14 protein-coding genes are annotated in these 18,197 nt (G+C 73.6%); 11 read left to right on the top strand and 3 right to left on the bottom strand.

From position 1 onward, the window contains the following. Nucleotides 1-148 precede the first annotated feature (148 nt). Together ACWCP6_RS34410 and ACWCP6_RS34405 are read left to right on the top strand one after the other, a co-directional pair. On the top strand, nt 149-3,895 hold the full coding sequence (locus ACWCP6_RS34410) for a glycosyltransferase (protein ID WP_450936567.1): 3,747 nt from the start codon (nt 149-151) through the stop codon (nt 3,893-3,895). Continuing rightward, complete coding sequence (locus ACWCP6_RS34405; RefSeq protein ID WP_450936566.1) at nt 3,892-5,379, top strand: DUF5719 family protein; 1,488 nt, start codon at nt 3,892-3,894, stop codon at nt 5,377-5,379. Before ACWCP6_RS34410 ends, ACWCP6_RS34405 begins: the two co-directional genes overlap by 4 nt. Before the next feature lie 64 nt (nt 5,380-5,443). Here the strand turns inward: ACWCP6_RS34405 and ACWCP6_RS34400 are convergent, their stop codons facing one another. Next, entirely contained in the window at nt 5,444-5,899 is a 456-nt protein-coding gene (locus ACWCP6_RS34400; protein ID WP_450936582.1) for a metallopeptidase family protein, read from the bottom strand. Between the two features lie 337 nt (nt 5,900-6,236). Here ACWCP6_RS34400 and ACWCP6_RS34395 point away from each other — a divergent pair, with 337 nt between their 5' ends. The 8 genes from ACWCP6_RS34395 to ACWCP6_RS34360 all read left to right on the top strand — a co-directional run bounded on the left by ACWCP6_RS34395 (nt 6,237) and on the right by ACWCP6_RS34360 (nt 15,322). Then, the gene (locus ACWCP6_RS34395; RefSeq protein ID WP_450936565.1) at nt 6,237-6,611 is read left to right on the top strand and encodes a DUF3499 domain-containing protein; all 375 of its coding nucleotides are present in this window, start codon (nt 6,237-6,239) and stop codon (nt 6,609-6,611) included. Between the two features lie 140 nt (nt 6,612-6,751). After that, entirely contained in the window at nt 6,752-8,116 is a 1,365-nt protein-coding gene (locus ACWCP6_RS34390; RefSeq protein ID WP_450936564.1) for a phosphomannomutase/phosphoglucomutase, read from the top strand. Nucleotides 8,117-8,412: 296 nt separating this feature from the next. Beyond that, the gene (locus tag ACWCP6_RS34385; RefSeq protein WP_450936563.1) at nt 8,413-8,583 is read left to right on the top strand and encodes a Trm112 family protein; all 171 of its coding nucleotides are present in this window, start codon (nt 8,413-8,415) and stop codon (nt 8,581-8,583) included. A gap of 137 nt (nt 8,584-8,720) precedes the next feature. Further along, entirely contained in the window at nt 8,721-9,848 is a 1,128-nt protein-coding gene (locus tag ACWCP6_RS34380) for an SIS domain-containing protein (RefSeq protein ID WP_450936562.1), read from the top strand. A 294-nt stretch (nt 9,849-10,142) separates the two neighbouring features. Then, nucleotides 10,143-11,495, top strand: coding sequence for a mannose-6-phosphate isomerase, class I (manA, locus tag ACWCP6_RS34375; protein WP_450936561.1), 1,353 nt, complete (start codon nt 10,143-10,145; stop codon nt 11,493-11,495). A 121-nt stretch (nt 11,496-11,616) separates the two neighbouring features. After that, on the top strand, nt 11,617-12,606 hold the full coding sequence (locus ACWCP6_RS34370; protein WP_450936560.1) for a cation diffusion facilitator family transporter: 990 nt from the start codon (nt 11,617-11,619) through the stop codon (nt 12,604-12,606). A 392-nt stretch (nt 12,607-12,998) separates the two neighbouring features. After that, the gene (gene ahcY / locus ACWCP6_RS34365) at nt 12,999-14,456 is read left to right on the top strand and encodes an adenosylhomocysteinase (RefSeq protein ID WP_450936559.1); all 1,458 of its coding nucleotides are present in this window, start codon (nt 12,999-13,001) and stop codon (nt 14,454-14,456) included. 251 nt (nt 14,457-14,707) lie between these two features. Then, the gene (locus ACWCP6_RS34360; RefSeq protein ID WP_450936558.1) at nt 14,708-15,322 is read left to right on the top strand and encodes a hypothetical protein; all 615 of its coding nucleotides are present in this window, start codon (nt 14,708-14,710) and stop codon (nt 15,320-15,322) included. A gap of 167 nt (nt 15,323-15,489) precedes the next feature. On the opposite strand, the gene ACWCP6_RS34355 is transcribed toward ACWCP6_RS34360, so the two are convergent. Continuing rightward, nucleotides 15,490-16,635 (bottom strand): RDD family protein, encoded by a 1,146-nt coding sequence (locus tag ACWCP6_RS34355; protein ID WP_450936557.1) that lies wholly within the window; start codon nt 16,633-16,635, stop codon nt 15,490-15,492. 114 nt (nt 16,636-16,749) lie between these two features. Between ACWCP6_RS34355 and ACWCP6_RS34350 the strand changes: the two genes are divergently transcribed. After that, on the top strand, nt 16,750-17,757 hold the full coding sequence (locus ACWCP6_RS34350) for a stage II sporulation protein M (protein ID WP_450936556.1): 1,008 nt from the start codon (nt 16,750-16,752) through the stop codon (nt 17,755-17,757). 171 nt (nt 17,758-17,928) lie between these two features. Here the strand turns inward: ACWCP6_RS34350 and ACWCP6_RS34345 are convergent. Then, nucleotides 17,929-18,197: hypothetical protein (locus ACWCP6_RS34345; protein ID WP_450936555.1), on the bottom strand; the 269-nt coding region annotated here is incomplete at its 5' end.

Raw genomic sequence — 18,197 nt, 5'->3', positions numbered from 1 at the left:
CCACCACCCGGTCGTCACCCCTCATCGAGGCGCTCCTCGCCACCGGACCTCCCCGGCCCGTTAGTGTGGGCCCTCGTCCGAGACGCCTCGGCGGCCCCGCGGGGCGCAGGCGTCCACCGCAGTCCATCGAACCGGGGCCCGTACCTCGATGTCCGTGCACAGCCAAACGGCAGGCCAACACGACGCCGCAGCCGCAGCGTTCGACCCCACCGGCGCGTCTGCGTTCGACCCGGCCCGGTCTCCCGAGCCCGACCCGGCCGGCCCACCCGAGTTCCCGCGGCACGTCGTCACCGCCGTGCTCGTCTCCCACGACGGCGCACGCTGGCTGCCCGACGCCCTCGCGGGGCTGCTCGGCCAGGAGCGCCCGGTGCAGAACGCCGTCGCGGCCGACACCGGCAGCGCCGACGACTCCGCGCGCCTGATCACCGAGGCGCTCGGCGACAGCCAGGTCCTGCACCTCGCCCGGCGCACCGGCTTCGGCGCCGCCGTCGAGGAGGCCGCCCGCATCGCCCCCGTCCTCACCCCGGACGACCTGCCGTACCTGAAGCGCCCCAGCGGCTGGGACCCGGTCACCCGCAGCTGGCGCGACGACGCCTACGACCTGCCCGAACTTCCGTACGGCGAACCGGAACACTGGCTGTGGCTGCTGCACGACGACTGCGCCCCCGAGCCCGACGCCCTCGCCGAGCTCCTGCGCGTCGTGGAGAACGAACGCGAGCTGGGCAAGGACGTCGCCGTCGTCGGGCCCAAGCTGCGCGGCTGGTACGACCGCAGGCAGCTCCTCGAGGTCGGCGTCTCCATCGCGAACAGCGGCCGCCGCTGGACCGGTCTGGACCGCCGTGAACAGGACCAGGGCCAGCACGACCACGTGCGGCCCGTGCTCTCCGTCTCCACCGCCGGCATGCTCGTCCGGCGCGACGTCTTCGAACAACTCGGCGGCTTCGACCGCCGGCTGCCCCTGATGCGCGACGACCTCGACCTGTGCTGGCGCGCCCAGGCCGCGGGACACCGCGTCCTGGTGGCGCCCGACGCCGTCGTCCGTCACGCCGAGGCCGCATCCCGCGAGCGCCGTGCCGTCGACTGCGTCGGCCGCACCGCCGCGTCCCCGCACAAGGTCGACAAGGCGGGCGCCGTCTACAGCCTCCTCGTCAACTCCCGTGGCGCCGCACTGCCCTGGGTGCTGCTCCGGCTCGTACTCGGCACCCTGCTGCGTACGCTCGCCTACCTCGTGGGCAAGGTGCCCGGCCAGGCCGTCGACGAGATCCGCGGCCTCCTCGGCGTGCTGCTGCGCCCCGAGCGGATCCTCTCCGGGCGCCGCCGCCGCGGCAGGCCCCAGGTCGACAAGGGGGAGCTGCGGCCGCTGTTCCCGCCCCCCGGCGCGACCCTGCGGCTCACCGTCGAACAGGTCGCGAGCAACTTCGGCGGCCGCTCCGACCCGGAGGTCTCCTCCGCCGGACGGCACGGCGGCGGCGTCGAGTCCGGGCCCGGCGGCGACGACGCCGACTTCCTGGAGATCGAGCAGTTCGCCCGCCTCAAGCGCATCGCCCGCAAGCCGGGCCCCGTGCTCTTCCTGGTGCTCCTGGCCGTCTCGCTCATCGCCTGCCGCGCCCTGCTCGGCGGCGGTGCCCTGGCGGGCGGCGCCATGCTGCCCGCGCCCGCCGACGCCTCCGGCCTGTGGGCCCGCTACCTCGACGGCTGGCACCCCGTCGGCGCCGGAGGCACCCAGTCGGCGCCGCCGTACCTGGCGCTGGTCGCGCTCCTCGCGAGTCTCCTGTTCGGCTCCACCGGACTCGCCGTCACCGTCCTGCTGGTCTGCTCGGTGCCGCTGGCCGGATTCACGGCCTACTTCGCCTCCCGCCCCCTCGTCGAGTCCCGTCTGCTGCGGGCCTGGGCGTCCGTCGCGTACGCCTTCCTGCCCGCCACCACCGGGGCGCTCGCCGGGGGCCGCATCGGCACCGCCGTCCTCGCGATCCTGCTGCCGCTGATCGCCCGCGCGGGCATCGCCGCGAGCGGCCTCGCCCACTCGGCGCCCGGCACGCGCGGCAGCTGGCGCGCCACCTGGGCGTACGCGCTGCTGCTGACCCTCGCCACCGCGTTCACGCCGGTCGTCTGGCCGGTCGCCCTGATCCTCGGTCTCGCCCTGCTGGTCGTCCGCCGGGGCGACATCGTCGCCTACGGAGTGCGTTTCCTGGCGCAGCTCGGCACCCCGCTGCTGGTCCTCGCCCCCTGGTCGCTGACGCTGCTGCCGTTCGGCTTCTTCAAGGAGGACGGCCTGGCCTTCGGCGCCGGCGCCGCGTCCGCGCTCGATCTGCTCGGCGGCTCCCCGGGCGGCCCCGGCACCGTGCACGGACTGATGCTCATCGGTCTCGTACTGGCCGCGCTCGCCGGTCTGCTGCGCGACGAGCGGCGGACGGCGGTGCGCACCGCATGGGTCGTCGCCCTCGTCGCCCTGGTGACCGCGGTGCTGGCCAACCGCTCCACCTGGGCAGGACCGGCGACGCTCGTCTATGTGCTCGCCCTGCTGGCCGCCGGTGCGATCGGCGCCGACGGGGCACGTGCCCGGGTGGCCGAGCAGAACTTCGGCTGGCGCCAGCCGGTCGCCGCGCTCATCGCCTTCGCCGCCGCCGCGGGCCCCCTGCTCGCCGCCGCCGGCTGGATGATCCGCGGCGCCGACGGGCCCCTGGAGCGGCGCGACCCCGTCCAGGTTCCCGCGTTCGTCGCCGAGGAGAGCGGCACCCGGGACCAGGCCCGCACCCTGGTGCTGGCCGGCCGCTCAACGGCGAAGGTGTCGTACACGCTGGTGCGCGGCGACGGCGCCCGCCTCGGTGACGCCGAACTGGCCGCCGCCGACGGCGGCAACGCACGCCTCGACAAGGTCGTCGCCAACCTGGTCGCGGGCTCCGGCGCCGACCAGACCGGCGAGCTCGGCGGGTTCGCCGTCCGCTACGTCCTCGTACGCGACGGAGCCCCGCGCGAGATGAGCCGCGTCCTCGACGCCACTCCCGGTCTGTCGCGGCTGAGCCAGCAGGACGGCAGCGCCCTGTGGCGCGTGGACCGGCAGGTCTCCCGGGCGGCCATCGTGCCGAAGACCGGCGATCCGCAGCCCGTCGCCGCCGGGCCCGTCGAGCTGCACACCACCGTCCCGGCCGGCTCCGACGGCCGCGTGCTGCGGATCGCCGACACCGCCGACCCGGGCTGGACCGCCACCCTGGACGGCCGCCCGCTGACCCGCACCACCGTCGACGGCTGGGCGCAGGGCTTCGAACTGCCCGCGTCCGGCGGCCGGCTCGACGTGACGTTCGACGCGCCCGCGGGGCACGTGGGCTGGCTGTGGGCGCAGGGCGCGCTCGCCGTGGTCCTCGTCGTGATGGCCCTGCCCGGCCGCCGCCGCGACGTCGACGACGACCTCCCCGAGGAGCCCGTCGTGCCCGCCGAGGCGGTCGAGGGCGAGGGCCGCAGGGCCCGTCGGCTGCGCGCCCAGGCGGAGGCCGAGCAGGCGGCGCAGCAGGAGACGCCCGACGCCGCAGCCGACGACGGCGACGTGCCTCCCCCGCCGCCGCAGGCCCCCGCGTCCGTCCCGCAGCAGCCGGCGTACGGCGAGTGGGACACCCCGGGCTACGCGGACGCCGGCTACGGCTCCTACGGCGAGCAGCGGTACCAAGACAGCACGGACGGCACCTACCAGGCCGCCGGGTACCCGCAGGGCGCGTACGAGCAGCCGTACCAGGCGGACCCCTACCAGGGCGGCCAGTACGACCCGTACGCCTCCTACGGCGGCGCCTACGGGCAGCAGGCCTACGACGGCACCTATGACGGCACGTACGAGCAGCCCCAGCAGCCCGCGCAGCCGCCGCACGGCACCGACAGCGAGCGCCCCGACGGGAGCCAGCAGTGAACCGCACGACCCTCTCCCTGATCGCCGCGGCGACGTCGCTGGCCGCCGTCACCGGCTTCGCGATGCTCACCGCGCCCGACGGCGCGAAGGACGACTCCGCGCGGCCCGCCGCGCGGCTGCCCGTGGAGCGCACCAGCCTGCTCTGCCCGGCGCCCAGCTCGTCGGACGTCGCGGACACGTCGTACACGTCGTACACGCCCGTCTCGCAGGGCACCCGCACGGGCGGCACGGCCCGCGTGCTGCCCGCCGACGGCGACCGGCAGACCGGCGGCAAGGGCGGGAAGCAGGCCGCCAAGCCGGTGCTGGCCCCGAAGGCGCCGGGCAAGCCGGTCGACGGCAGCACGTCGAACGCCGACGCCCCCGCGCTCGTCGGCACCGCGGACGGCAGCCTCGCCCCCGGCTGGACCGTGCAGCAGAGCACCACGGTCGCGGCGGGCGCCGGCCGCGGTCTGCTCGGCCTCAGCTGCACCCAGCCGGACACGGACTTCTGGTTCCCCGGCGTCAGCACCGCACACGACCGCGCCGACTACGTCCACCTCACCAACCCGGACGACTCCGCGGCCGTCGTGGACATCGAGCTGTACGGCAAGGACGGCGCCCTCAAGTCCGACGTCGGCGACGGCATCCAGGTCAAGCCGCACGCGAGCGTCGCCGTTCTGCTCTCCACGCTGGCCGGACAGCCGCAGACCGACCTCACGGCGCATGTGACGGTGCGCAGCGGCCGGGTCGGCGCCGCCGTACAGGCCTCCGACGACAAGCTGGGCGGCGACTGGCTGCCCGCGTCCGCCGAGCCGGCGGGCGGTCTCGTCCTGCCGGGCATCCCCAAGGACGCCACGTCCGTGCGGCTGGTCGCGTTCGCGCCCGGTGACAACGACGCGGACCTGAAGGTGCGGCTGGCCTCGCCGACCGGCGCGATCACCCCGGCCGGGCACGAGAGCCTGCACGTCAAGTCCGGCATGACCACCTCCGTCGACCTCGGGGACGTCACCCGGGGCGAGGCGGGCTCGCTGCTGCTGACACCGACCGGGGACCCGGCACCGGTCGTGGCGGCGCTGGAGGTCGTACGGGGCAAGGGGAGCGCCCGGGACATCGCGTTCATCCCGGCCACCGCCCCGGTCGGCGCGCGGGCGACCGTCGCCGACAACCGCGGCAAGGACGCCACGCTGTCCCTGGTCGCGCCCTCGTCCACCGGCACGGTCAAGGTGACCGCGTCGGCCGGCACCGGGGGAGGCTCCCCGGTGACGAAGACGTACACGGTCAAGGGCGGTACGACGACGGAGGTGCGCCCGCCGGTGCCGGGCGGCCTGAAGGGCGCGTACGCGCTGACGGTGGAGCAGCTCTCCGGAGGCCCGGTGTACGGCGCGCGCACGCTCACCAGGCCGCAGGAGGGCGTCCCGATGTTCACCGTGCAGACGCTGTCCGACGACCGGGGGACGGTGTCGGTGCCGAAGGCGGGGCAGGACCTGTCGGTCCTTCAGAAGTAGGCCCGTGCTCCGTGGGGCCGCACGTGCCGTGCGGCCCCACGGAGCACCGGGCGCGGTGGCCGGGTCAGTCCTCGCCGTAGCGCGGGTCGACCGTCTCCGGGGTCAGCCCGAGCAGGTCGGCGACCTGTTCCACGACGACGTCGTGCACCAGGGCGGCCCGCTCGTCACGGCCCTTGGTGCGGATCTCGATGGGGCGCCGGTAGACGACGATGCGCGGCGGCCGGCCGTCGCGCGCGGGAACCGTGCCCCCCAGCGGCACGGGCTCGTCGCTCCAGGAGTCCGACCCGGACGGCGCGTCCGTACGCGGTACCTCCAGCACCAGGAACTCGACGTCGCCGAGCTGCGGCCAGCGGCGCTCCAGCCGCTCCACGGAGTCCTGGACCAGATCCGCGAAGAGTTCGGCGCGGCTCGCGGCGAGCGGCACCTGCGGAGGTGCCACGGGGCCGCGCATGCCCCTGCCGTGGCGGTCGCGGCGGCGTGGCCCGGGGCGCGTCGCACCGGGCGGTACGGGGTTGTCCATCACTGATGAAGCGTATGCCCCGCGCCCTTCCCGCGGCGGTCGTCCGGGCACCTGCCGGGGCCGCGCGCCGCAAAGGTGTGTCGCTCAATGACCATTCCAGCCAACCTTGTGCACGGATCCGTTTGCTTCCCCGATCGGCAAAGTCCAGACAAATGGCGGCAATTGTGTCGAGTGGTGACCGCATTCAACACCGTGCCCGTTCCGCCCGAAGACCGTCCGTGCAGGTCAGCCCGACGCTCCCGGGGACGCCTGTGGGCAGGATCACGGCACGACACGGTGGGGTGACCTGGGGGAGAGTCGTCGCGGCCCGCTCAAGAGTGCGGTACCGTCCAACGTCGTGAGCCCTGTACGTCGCTGTTCGCGCACCGCTTGCGGCCGACCCGCCGTCGCGACGCTGACGTACGTCTACGCCGACTCGACCGCGGTCCTCGGCCCGCTCGCCACCTACGCCGAACCCCACTGCTACGACCTGTGCGCCGAGCACTCGGAACGGCTGACCGCGCCCCGCGGCTGGGAGGTCGTCCGGCTCGCCGACGGCTCCGCCCCGGCCCGGCCCAGCGGCGACGACCTCGAAGCGCTCGCCAACGCCGTGCGGGAGGCCGCCCGGCCCCAGGAGCGCGCCGCCGAGGCCGGCGGCGGCTCGCGCACCGCGGACCCGATGGAGGTCGCGCGCCGCGGCCATCTGCGGGTGCTGCGCTCGCCGGACAACTGACGCGTCCCGGTCCCGCCGCCGGGCACCTTCGCCCGTCCGCCCGCCGGTGCTCCGGCCGCGCCACCACGGCCTCCTCCCCGCCGACGATCAGCTGCTCCGGGTAGTTTGGGGTCCCCGATAGGACACCAGGAGGGCCGGCCGTGGCTGCTGATCTGTCGCAGATCGTCAAGGCGTACGACGTACGCGGAGTGGTCCCGGACCAGTGGGACGAGCCGCTGGCCGAACTGTTCGGCGCCGCCTTCGTGCGTGTGACGGGCGCCGACGCGATCGTGACCGGCCACGACATGCGGCCCTCCTCGCCAGGCCTGGCGCACGCCTTCGCGCGCGGCGCGGCCGCCCAGGGCGCGGACGTCACCGAGATCGGCCTCTGCTCGACCGACCAGCTGTACTACGCATCGGGCGCACTGGACCTGCCGGGCGCCATGTTCACGGCCTCGCACAACCCCGCGCAGTACAACGGCATCAAGATGTGCCGCGCGGGTGCCGCCCCGGTCGGGCAGGACACGGGCCTGACCGACATCCGGCAGCTGGTGGAGTCCTGGACGGAGTCCGGCGCGCCGGAGCCGGCGGCCACCCGCGGAACGATCACCAAGCGCGACACGCTGGACGACTACGCGGCCCATCTGCGCTCCCTCGTCGACCTCACCGACATCCGCCCCCTCAAGGTCGTCGTCGACGCGGGCAACGGCATGGGCGGCCACACCGTGCCCACCGTCTTCGGCGGGCTGCCCCTGGACCTCGTCCCCATGTACTTCACCCTCGACGGCACCTTCCCCAACCACGAGGCCAACCCCCTCGACCCGAAGAACCTCGTCGACCTCCAGCAGCGCGTCCGCGAGGTGGGCGCGGACCTCGGCATCGCCTTCGACGGCGACGCCGACCGCTGCTTCGTCGTCGACGAGCACGGCGACCCGGTCTCCCCGTCCGCGATCACCGCGCTGGTGGCCTCCCGCGAGCTGGAGAGGAACGGCGGGCACGGCACCGTCATCCACAACCTGATCACGTCGTGGTCCGTGCCCGAGGTCGTGCGCGAGCACGGCGGCTCCCCGGTGCGCACCCGGGTGGGGCACTCCTTCATCAAGCAGGAGATGGCCGACAGCGGCGCGATCTTCGGCGGCGAGCACTCGGCGCACTACTACTTCCGCGACTTCTGGAACGCGGACACGGGCATGCTGGCCGCCCTGCACGTCCTCGCGGCCCTCGGCGGCCAGCCCGGGCCGCTGTCCGCCCTGGTCGCCCAGTACGACCGCTACGCCGGCTCCGGGGAGATCAACTCCACCGTCGACGACCAGGCGGGCCGCATCGCCGCGATCAGGGCCGCCTACGAGGGCCGCGAGGACGTCACCCTCGACGAGCTCGACGGCCTCACCGTCACCTCCACCGACTGGTGGTTCAACGTCCGCCCCTCCAACACGGAACCCCTCCTGCGCCTCAACGCGGAGGCCAGGGACGAGCCCACGATGGCGAAGATCCGGGACGAGGCCCTGGGGATCATCCGGGGCTGAACGCTCCGGAGCGTGCGTCGTCCGCCGCCGACCCTGGACGGTGCGCGGGCGGCCTTCCGTACGGATGTCGGGGCGTCCGCCGGGAGGTGAGCGCCCCGGGGAGCCCAGGGGGAGCGCGCCGGGGAGCCCAGGAGGGAGCCGTGCCGGGAGCCCCGGTCGGGAGCGGGCGCGAACGGCGCACACCCCGCACGCGCACGCCCCGCCCAGGCCCCCGCCGACCCGGCGTCCGGCCCCCCGCAGCGGTACGCTGACCGGGCCGCACCTTGTTGCTCTCGTGTTCGAAGGGACCCCCCAACATGCCGCTCGAAGCCGGCCTCCTCGAGATCCTGGCCTGCCCCGCCTGCCACTCCCCCCTCCAGGAGACGGCCCCGGAGCTGATCTGCACCAGCAAGGACTGCGGCCTGGCCTACCCCGTCCGGGACGGAATCCCCGTGCTCCTCGTCGACGAGGCCCGCCGCCCCGCGTGAGCGCCCGCAGCGCCGCGTCCGCGCGGCGCACCGCCTCGCGCAAGCGCATCGCACCGCCCGGTGCAACCGCACCGCACCGCCCCGCGTAAGCGAACCGCACCGCCAAGACCCGCGCCCGGCGATCGGAGGCCACCGCAATGCTGGACGAATCGCTGCTCGACGAGCCCGAGGAGCTCGCCCGGGCCGACCGCCGAGGCCTGCTGCGCGGCGCCGCCGAAGCCGGCGCCCGGGTCCGCACCGCCGTGCGGCACGCGGCCGAGGCCGGGGTCACCAGCCTCACCCCGGACGGCCGCCCCCGCGCCGTCATGATCGCGGGCCCCGGCGCCGCCGCCATCGGCGTCGCCGACCTCCTCGGCTCGCTCGCCGGCGGCGGCTGCCCGATCACCCGGCTCCACCCCACCGGCGTGGCGCCCGCGGCCGGAGCGCTCCGGTGGACCCTGCCCGGCTGGGCCGGCTCCCTCGACCTGCTGCTCATCGCCACTCCGGACGGCACCGAGCCGGGCCTCGGGCTCCTCGCCGACGATGCCTACCGGCACGGCTGCACCGTGGTCGCCGTGGCACCCGAGCAGTCACCGGTCGTGGAGGCCGTGCAGCGCGCCCACGGCATGTTCGTCCCCATGGCCGCCGCTCCCTACGAGGGGGAGGAGCCCGCAACCGCCTCCTCGCCCGGCGCCCTGTGGGCCCTGCTCACTCCGCTGCTCGCGCTCCTCGACCGGACGCACCTGATCCCGGCGCCCCCCGAGACACTGGAGCGGGTCGCCGACCGCCTCGACCACATGGCCGAACGCTGCGGCCCGGCCATCGCGACCTACGAGAACCCGGCCAAGACACTCGCCGCCGAGCTCGCCGACTCACTCCCGCTGATCTGGACCGAGGGCGGTTCCGCGGGTCCGGTGGGCCGCCGGTTCGCGGCCGCGCTCGCCGAGCTGGCCGGCCGCCCCGCCCTCACCGCCGAACTGCCCGAGGCGCTGCCCGCGCACGGAGTCCTGCTGGCCGGCGCACTGGCCGCGGCCGCCGACCCCGACGACTTCTTCCGCGACCGCGTCGCGGAGGCCCAGGCCCTGCACGCCCGCGTGGTGCTGCTCCGCGACCGGCTCGACGAGGGCCTCACCGCGGCCCCCGCGGCCCGTGAGCTCGCCCTCTCCCACGACACCGCGATCAGCGAAGTCGAACCGGACGACGGCAGCGATCTGGAGACCCTCGCGGAACTGATCGCGGTCACGGATTTCGCCGCCGTTTACCTGGCGCTCGCCTCGAAGTCCTGATCGCGACCCGGGGCCGTCCCACGATGACCGCGGCGCCGGCCCTCGGGCCCTTGCACGAGGAGCGGCGCCCGGAACCGCGCACGGCGAGCGACGCGGGGCACGACCCGAGGGGCCGTACACCGCGCCGCACCGGAACGGGGCGTGCCCCGTGGACCCGCGCGCCGTAGGCGACCCGGGACACCGGCCCGCGGATCCGCGTACCGCGCACGAACCGGGCCACGACCCGCGGACCGTACCGCGCGCGACCCGCGCACCCACGTACCGCACGAGGGCCTGCCCCGACCCGCGTACCGAATGGCGACCGGCCCCGACCCGCACACCGCACGACGACCGGCCCCGCACCGCACCGCACATCGAGAGAGAAGCAGAAGCCGCATGGACCGCCTCGCCAACACCATCCGCCCCTACGCCTGGGGCTCGACCACCGCGATCCCTCGGCTCCTGGGCGTCGAGCCGACCGGCGAGCCGCAGGCCGAGATGTGGATGGGTGCCCACCCGGGCGCGCCCTCGCGCACCGGGCGCGGCGCGCTGCACGAGGTGATCGACGCGGACCCGGCGCGCGAACTCGGCGAGCGGGCCGTCGCCAAGTTCGGCCCCCGCCTGCCGTTCCTGCTCAAGATCCTCGCCGCGGGCGCCCCCCTCTCGCTCCAGGTGCACCCGGACCTCGCACAGGCAAGGGAGGGGTACGAGGACGAGGAACTCCGCGGCATCCCCGTCGACGCCCCGCACCGCAACTACAAGGACGCCAACCACAAGCCCGAACTGATCTGCGCCCTCACGCCGTTCGACGGCCTGTGCGGCTTCCGCGAGCCGCTGGACGCCGCGGACGTCCTCGCCCGCCTCGACGTCGACTCGCTCAAGCCGTACGTCGACCTGCTGCACGCCCACCCCGAGGAGGCAGCGCTGCGCGAGGTCCTCACGGCCGTGCTGAGCGCCGACCGCGACGACATGGCCCGCACCGTGCACAGCACGGCCGAGGCCTGCCGCCGCCTGGCCGCCGAACTCGCGGGTGAAGCCGGCGAACTCGCGGGTGAAGCAGGCGAAGGAGCCGCGGGCGAGCGCGCAGCGGCCGCAGCGGCCGAGTACGAGGCGTACGCCTCGCTCGCCCACCACTTCCCCGGCGACCCCGGTGTCATCGCCGCCATGCTCCTCAACCACGTCCAACTCCAGCCCGGCGAAGCCCTGTTCCTCGGCGCCGGGGTCCCGCACGCCTACCTCAGCGGTCTCGGCGTCGAAATCATGGCCAACTCGGACAACGTGCTCCGCTGCGGCCTCACCCCGAAGCACGTCGACGTGCCGGAACTGCTGCGCGTGGTCCGCTTCGAGGCGGGTGACCCCGGAGTCCTGCGCCCCGAGGCCACCCCCGACGGCGAAGAGGTCTACGAGACGCCGATCGACGAATTCCGCCTCTCCCGCTACGTCCTGCCGGAAGGCGGCGGAGCCCACGACCTGACCGCCGGGACCCCGCAGGTCCTGCTCTGCACCTCCGGCTCGGTGCGCATCGCGGCCGAAGGCGCGGGCACCGGTGCTGGCGGGACGACGGCCGAAGAGGCGCTCGCACCCGGCCAGGCCGTCTTCGTCCCGGCGGACGAAAGGGTTGAAGCGTCCGGAGTCGGTACGGTTTTCCGGGCCACTGTGGTCGCCTGACGGCAACCAGACGCACCCCTCGGCCGCCCGCCCTGCAACAATGACCCACCGCAAAGGGCGGGCAAAGCCGCGCCCCGCGCGGCGAGGCACAGAGGCGAAGGCGAAGGGACACCCCGGACACATGAGCGCGTCAGGCGGGACCAAGGCGATCGTGGCGGCACTCGCCGCCAACCTCGCGATCGCGGTAGCGAAGTTCGTGGCGTTCCTCTTCAGCGGGTCGTCCTCGATGCTCGCCGAGGCCGTCCACTCCGTCGCCGACTCCGGCAACCAGGCGCTGTTGCTCGTCGGTGGCAAGAAGGCCACCCGCGCGGCGACCCCGCAGCACCCGTTCGGCTACGGCCGCGAACGCTTCATCTACGCCTTCCTGGTCTCGATCGTGCTCTTCTCGGTCGGCGGCATGTTCGCCCTCTACGAGGGCTACGAGAAGATCAACCACCCGCACCCCATCGACGACTGGTACTGGCCGATCGGCGTCCTGGTCTTCGCGATCGTCGCCGAGGGCTTCTCCTTCCGCACCGCCATCAAGGAGTCCAACACGCTGCGCGGCCAGAAGTCCTGGTCGCAGTTCATCCGGCACGCCAAGGCCCCCGAGCTCCCCGTCGTCCTGCTGGAGGACTTCGGCGCCCTCATCGGTCTGGTCCTCGCGCTCTTCGGCGTCGGCATCGCCCTCGCCACCGGCAACGGCGTCTGGGACGGCATCGGCACCCTCTGCATCGGCACCCTGCTCATCCTGATCGCGCTGGTGCTCGCCGCCGAGACCAAGTCCCTGCTGCTGGGCGAAGCCGCGGGACCGGAGGAGCTCGCCAGGATCGAGACCGCCATCGTGGACGGCGAGACGGTCCCGGGCATCATCCACATGCGCACGCTCCACCTCGGCCCCGAGGAACTCCTCGTCGCCGCGAAGATCGCCGTCCGCCACGACGACACCGCCGGACAGGTCGCGGACGCCATCAATGCCGCCGAGGCGCGTGTCCGCGAGGCCGTCCCGATCGCCCGAGTGATCTACCTTGAGCCCGACATCTACAGCGAGGCCGAGGCCGCCAAGGGCCCGGACCCGGCGGCGACCCCCGGCGGCCCTGGTCCCTCCACCCCCGACGACCACGGCCACTGACCCCCACCGCAACCCGCGGCTCCCCCTCTTCCTCCACCCGCCCCGAGCCCCGCGCTCCCTCGCCCGGCACACCCTCGGACCTCCCACGGAACGCGCTCGGACCTCCCGCGCAACGCCTCCGGCACACCCCGGACCCTCCGTCGGCGGGCCGGGGCGGCGCGAGGCGGACTGGGGCCCGCCGCGGCGTCCGGTGTAGATTCGTGCCCAGTGCCAGACGTCGCTGCTGATGGCGGTCGGGCGGCCCGCCGACGGGCCGGTCGAGGGAGAGAGGGCCTCCGACGGACTGCGCTGCGCGCCGCGGACCCGTGTGTGCGCCCGTTCCCCGGGCGCGCCTGCCCGCCGTCGCGCAGTCCAGCCGTACCCACCTCGACCCACCACGAGGAGCAGCTCGCATGTCGACTGTCGAGAACCGACAGGACTTCAAGGTCGCCGACCTGTCCCTGGCCGAGTTCGGCCGCAAGGAGATCACCCTCGCCGAGCACGAGATGCCGGGCCTGATGGCGATCCGCAAGGAGTACGCCGAGGCGCAGCCGCTCGCCGGCGCCCGTATCACCGGCTCCCTGCACATGACCGTGCAGACGGCGGTGCTGATCGAGACCCTGGCCGCGCTCGGCGCGCAGGTCCGCTGGGCCTCCTGCAACATCTTTTCCACCCAGGACCACGCGGCCGCGGCCATCGCCGTCGGCCCGAACGGCACCCCGGACAACCCCCAGGGCATCCCCGTCTTCGCCTGGAAGGGCGAGACGCTGGAGGAGTACTGGTGGTGCACCGAGCAGGCGCTGACCTGGCCGGACAGCCCCACCGGCGGCCCGAACATGATCCTGGACGACGGTGGTGACGCCACCCTGCTCGTCCACAAGGGCGTCGAGTACGAGAAGGACGGCAAGGTCCCCTCCGTCGACACCGCCGAGTCCGACGAGCACCGCGTCATCCTCGAGCTGCTGACCCGCACGGTCGCGGAGAGCCCGCAGAAGTGGACCCGGCTGGCGTCCGAGATCCGCGGTGTCACCGAGGAGACCACGACCGGCGTGCACCGCCTGTACGAGATGCAGCGCGACGGTGTCCTGCTGTTCCCGGCGATCAACGTCAACGACGCGGTCACCAAGTCGAAGTTCGACAACAAGTACGGCTGCCGCCACTCGCTGGTCGACGGCATCAACCGTGCCACCGACGTGCTGATCGGCGGCAAGACCGTCGTCGTGTGCGGCTACGGCGACGTGGGCAAGGGCTGCGCGGAGTCGCTCCGCGGGCAGGGCGCCCGGGTGATCGTCACCGAGATCGACCCGATCTGCGCGCTGCAGGCGGCGATGGACGGCTACCAGGTCACGACCCTCGACGAGGTCGTCGACAAGGCCGACATCTTCGTCACGACGACCGGCAACAAGGACATCATCATGGCCGCGGACATGGCCAAGATGAAGCACCAGGCCATCGTCGGCAACATCGGCCACTTCGACAACGAGATCGACATGGCCGGTCTGGCGAAGGTTCCCGGCATCGTCAAGGACGAGGTCAAGCCGCAGGTCCACACCTGGACCTTCCCGGACGGCAAGGTGATCATCGTGCTGTCCGAGGGCCGCCTGCTGAACCTCGGCAACGCCACCGGTCACCCCTCGTTCGTGATGTCGAACTCGTTCGCGGACCAGACCCTGGCCCAGATCGAGCTGTTCACCAAGCCCGACGAGTACCCCACCGGCGTCTACGTGCTGCCCAAGCACCTCGACGAGAAGGTCGCCCGCCTCCACCTCGACTCGCTCGGCGTCAAGCTCACCACCCTGCGCCCCGAGCAGGCCGCCTACATCGGCGTCGAGGTCGACGGCCCGTTCAAGCCGGACCACTACCGGTACTGACGGCCCGGCCACCGGTACGCACGGCGTACGTACCGAACGGCCCGACCGAGGCGCGCGCCGGCTCACTCCGGCCCGCACCTCTGCCACCAGGTCCGAGGCAGGCCCCCGCACCCCCGTGCCGGGGGCCTGCCCCTTTTACCGGACCGGTTTTACCGGACCGGCCTAGCCAGGACCGTTTGTCGCCGGCCCGGCCACCGAGACCGCACCGGACGACCGGCCTCCGACGCCCCGGAAGACCCAGGACTGCCCCCATGCCCCGCGGCCGCTATTCGCTCCACGATCCGCACGATCACACCCCCCTCGGCGAAGAACACTTCCACTGCGCCCCCGGTCCTTCCGGCTGGCGCTACGTCGCCCAGCGCACCGCCCCGTCCGGCGACCACATCGGCTCCGTCGACCTCGCCCTCGACGAACTCGGCCGGCCCATCCGCCTCGAACTTCACGCCGCGAGCTGGCAGGTCCGCGGCGCCGCCCTCGACGGCGTCACCTGGGTCCGCACGGACCCCACCGGCACCCACGCCACGGAGGGCAACGTCCGCGCCCACGCCTTCACCGGCACCTCCCCGGCCTTCCTCGTCGCGATCTCCCGGCTCCTGCGCCTCACCCCCGATTCCTCCGCGACCCGGGTACGACTCGTCGCCTTCACGGACCCCGTCCTGGCTCCCCGCACACTCGACCAGTCCTGGGCCCTGCTGAAGAGAGAAACACACGCCACTGACAACGCCCCGCTGATCGTGGACGAATACCGGGTCACCGCCCTGGACACAGGGGAGCAGCACACGGTCCACCTGGCGGGCGACGTGGTCCTCGCCGCCCCCGGCATCGAGCTGGAGGATCTGGAGACACCCCCGTCGGCGTTCCACTGACGCACCGACGGCGCAGGCATGGGGAGGGGCGCGAGGCGAACGGGCGGGCCGCCCCACCAGAGCACGCGCCCCTCAGCAGGCGGCGCGGCCCACGCCGGGGCGCGCCCCTGATCCTGTGGCGCGCCCCGAGGCCGGCTGCCCGTACCCGCGCGGGCCGCGCACCCGTACTAGGCGGGAGGCGCGAACCCCGTGGACGGCGGCCGCCGGTCCGCGTCACGCGTCTGCTCGACCGGGCCACCCGCCCCCTCGCCCACCGCGCCGGGCCGGTCCTCGGCACCCCGATCCGCGGACGCGCCGCGCCGGCCGTCGGGAGCACCGGGCCGATCCGCGGGCGCTCCGGCCGAACCCGCTGGCACGGCGGCCCCGTCCGAATCCGCATCCACCCGAGCGGCCGCATCGGCCTGAACCGGCGTCTCCGCCCGGCCCGCGGACGACGGCACCCCGTGCACGGACGGCACCGCCCCGCCCTCGTACCCGGCAAAGTCGCCTGCCGGTACGGCACCCGTCGGAACCGGTCCCGCCGACGCGCCGTGGCCCGCCGCCACGCCCTCGCCGCCCGCACCACGCGCCCCGAAGGCCCGCCGCGCGTCCCGCGACTGGCGCTCGTGCACCACGGCCGCCAGATACGCGGCAGCCGGAACCCCGGACGGAGCCGGAACCCCCGTACGCGCCACCAGATCGGCCGCCAGCCGCTCCGCCATCACCCCGCCCACCTGCGGATCCAGCTGCCCCATCCGCGTCAGGTACTGCCGGATCGCCAGCCACAGACCGTCCGGAACCCCGGACAGATCGAGCCCGGTGAACCGGCCCGCCAGCCACGGCGGCGGTGGCGGCACGACCCCCGCACGAGCTGCCGGTATCCGCTCCCGCACCACGAGCGTGCCCGCGAACACATCCCCCACGCGCCGCCCCCGCGCCGACACCAGCGACGCGATACAGGCCACCACGCCGAGCGTCAGCAGGATCTCGACGACCCCCACCGCCCCCCGCACCAGGGCGTGCCGGAAGCGGATCGGGCCTCCGTCGTCGCGCACCACCCGCAGCCCGCACGCCGCCTTTCCCAGCGACCGTCCGTGGCTGAGCGTCTCCACCGCGATGGGCCCGCCCACCAGCACCAGCAGGAACGCCGCGACGGCTATCGCGGCCTGCGCGGCACCGTCGAGCGACGCCGTCGCCGCCACCAGGCCGATCATGACCAGGATGTAGACGGCCCAGACGACCAACAGATCCAGCAGCGCGGACAGCATCCGGCTCGGCAGCTTCGCCGGACTCAACTCCAGCGCCACCGCTTCGCCCGTCACGAGCTCACTCACGCCCACCGCGCTCCTTCTCCCCGACTCCGCCCTGGCCTGCCCAGAGGACCGTCAGTCTGCCAAGCTGAACCCGCATCGCGCCGCAGTACGAAAACCCGAGGAGCAGCCGAACCCATGGACCTCGACGTCTTCGTCTCCGCCCACCGGGCGGAGTGGGACCGCCTGGACGACCTGCTGCGCCGCCGGCGCCGTCTCACGGGCGCCGAGGCCGACGAACTCGTCGCCCTCTACCAACGCACCGCCACACACCTCTCCGTGGTCCGCTCCACCACACCGGACCCTCAGCTCACCGGACGCCTGACGCAGCTGGTGGCCCGCGCGCGCAGTGCCGTCACGGGCACCCGCCGCGCGTCGTGGCGCGACGCCACCCGCTTCCTGACCCAGGGGTTCCCCGCGGCGGTGTACCGCAGCCGCCACTGGTGGGTGCCCACCGCTCTGCTGTCGACGGTCATCGCGGTCCTCCTGGGCTGGTGGATAGGCACCCACCCCGAGGTGCAGGCCTCCATAGGCGCCCCGTCGCGGCTCCGCGACCTGACCCGCCCCGGCGGTGAGTACGAGACGTACTACTCGAGCCACCCGGCCGCCTCCTTCGCCGCCCAGGTCTGGACGAACAACGCCGAGGCCGCCGCCATGTGCCTCGTCCTGGGCGCCTTCCTCTGCTTCCCGGTCGTCTGGATCCTCTTCGAGAACATGCTGAACCTCGGCGTCGGCATCGGCCTGATGTCCTCCGTCGGCCGGCTCGACACCTTCCTCGGGCTGGTCCTCCCGCACGGCCTGCTGGAACTGACGGCCGTGTTCGTGGCCGCAGGTACGGGGCTGCGTCTCGGCTGGACCCTCATCGACCCGGGACCGCGCACCCGTCGAACGGCGCTCGCCCAGGAGGGCCGCGCCGCCATCGGCATGGCGATAGGCCTCGCCCTGGTGCTCTTCGTCTCGGGCGCGATCGAGGGGTTCGTGACCCCTTCCGGCCTGCCCACGTGGGTGCGCATCGGCATCGGCATCGTCGCCGAGCTGGCCTTCCTGGCCTACGTCTTCGTGCTGGGCGGCCGTGCCGCGCGCGCGGGTGAGACGGGCGACCTGGACCCGACGGAGCGAAGCGCAGAGCTCCCCACGGCCGCTTGATGTGCGAGTACCGCCGTCGAGCTGCTAGTGTCCTCTTCGCCCCGCAGGCCCATTGACACGGGCCGGTCGGGGAGGTAGATTCGAACAGTTGCCTGGAGCGAGACCGCTCGGAGCAACCATCAAATCTGCAGGCTCATCGGACACTTGATTCGATGATGCCCATCCGATTAATCAGGAATCGACCGCCGGTTCGTCCGGCCAAAAACTTCTGATAAAGTCGGAAACGCCGAAAGGGAGTCGAGAGACAACCGAAAAGGCACGGCCCTCCAACGGCCACCGGAAATGAATTCCGACCGGGAACGGAACGGAAAACGGATCTGGTAAGGTTGGAAACACCGAAGGGAAGCCCGGAGGAAAGCCCGAGAGGGTGAGTACAAAGGAAGCGTCCGTTCCTTGAGAACTCAACAGCGTGCCAAAAATCAACGCCAGATATGTTGATA

It is taken from the genome of Streptomyces sp. NPDC002004 (assembly GCF_053593975.1).
This window is presented reverse-complemented; position numbering and strand designations above follow the sequence as displayed.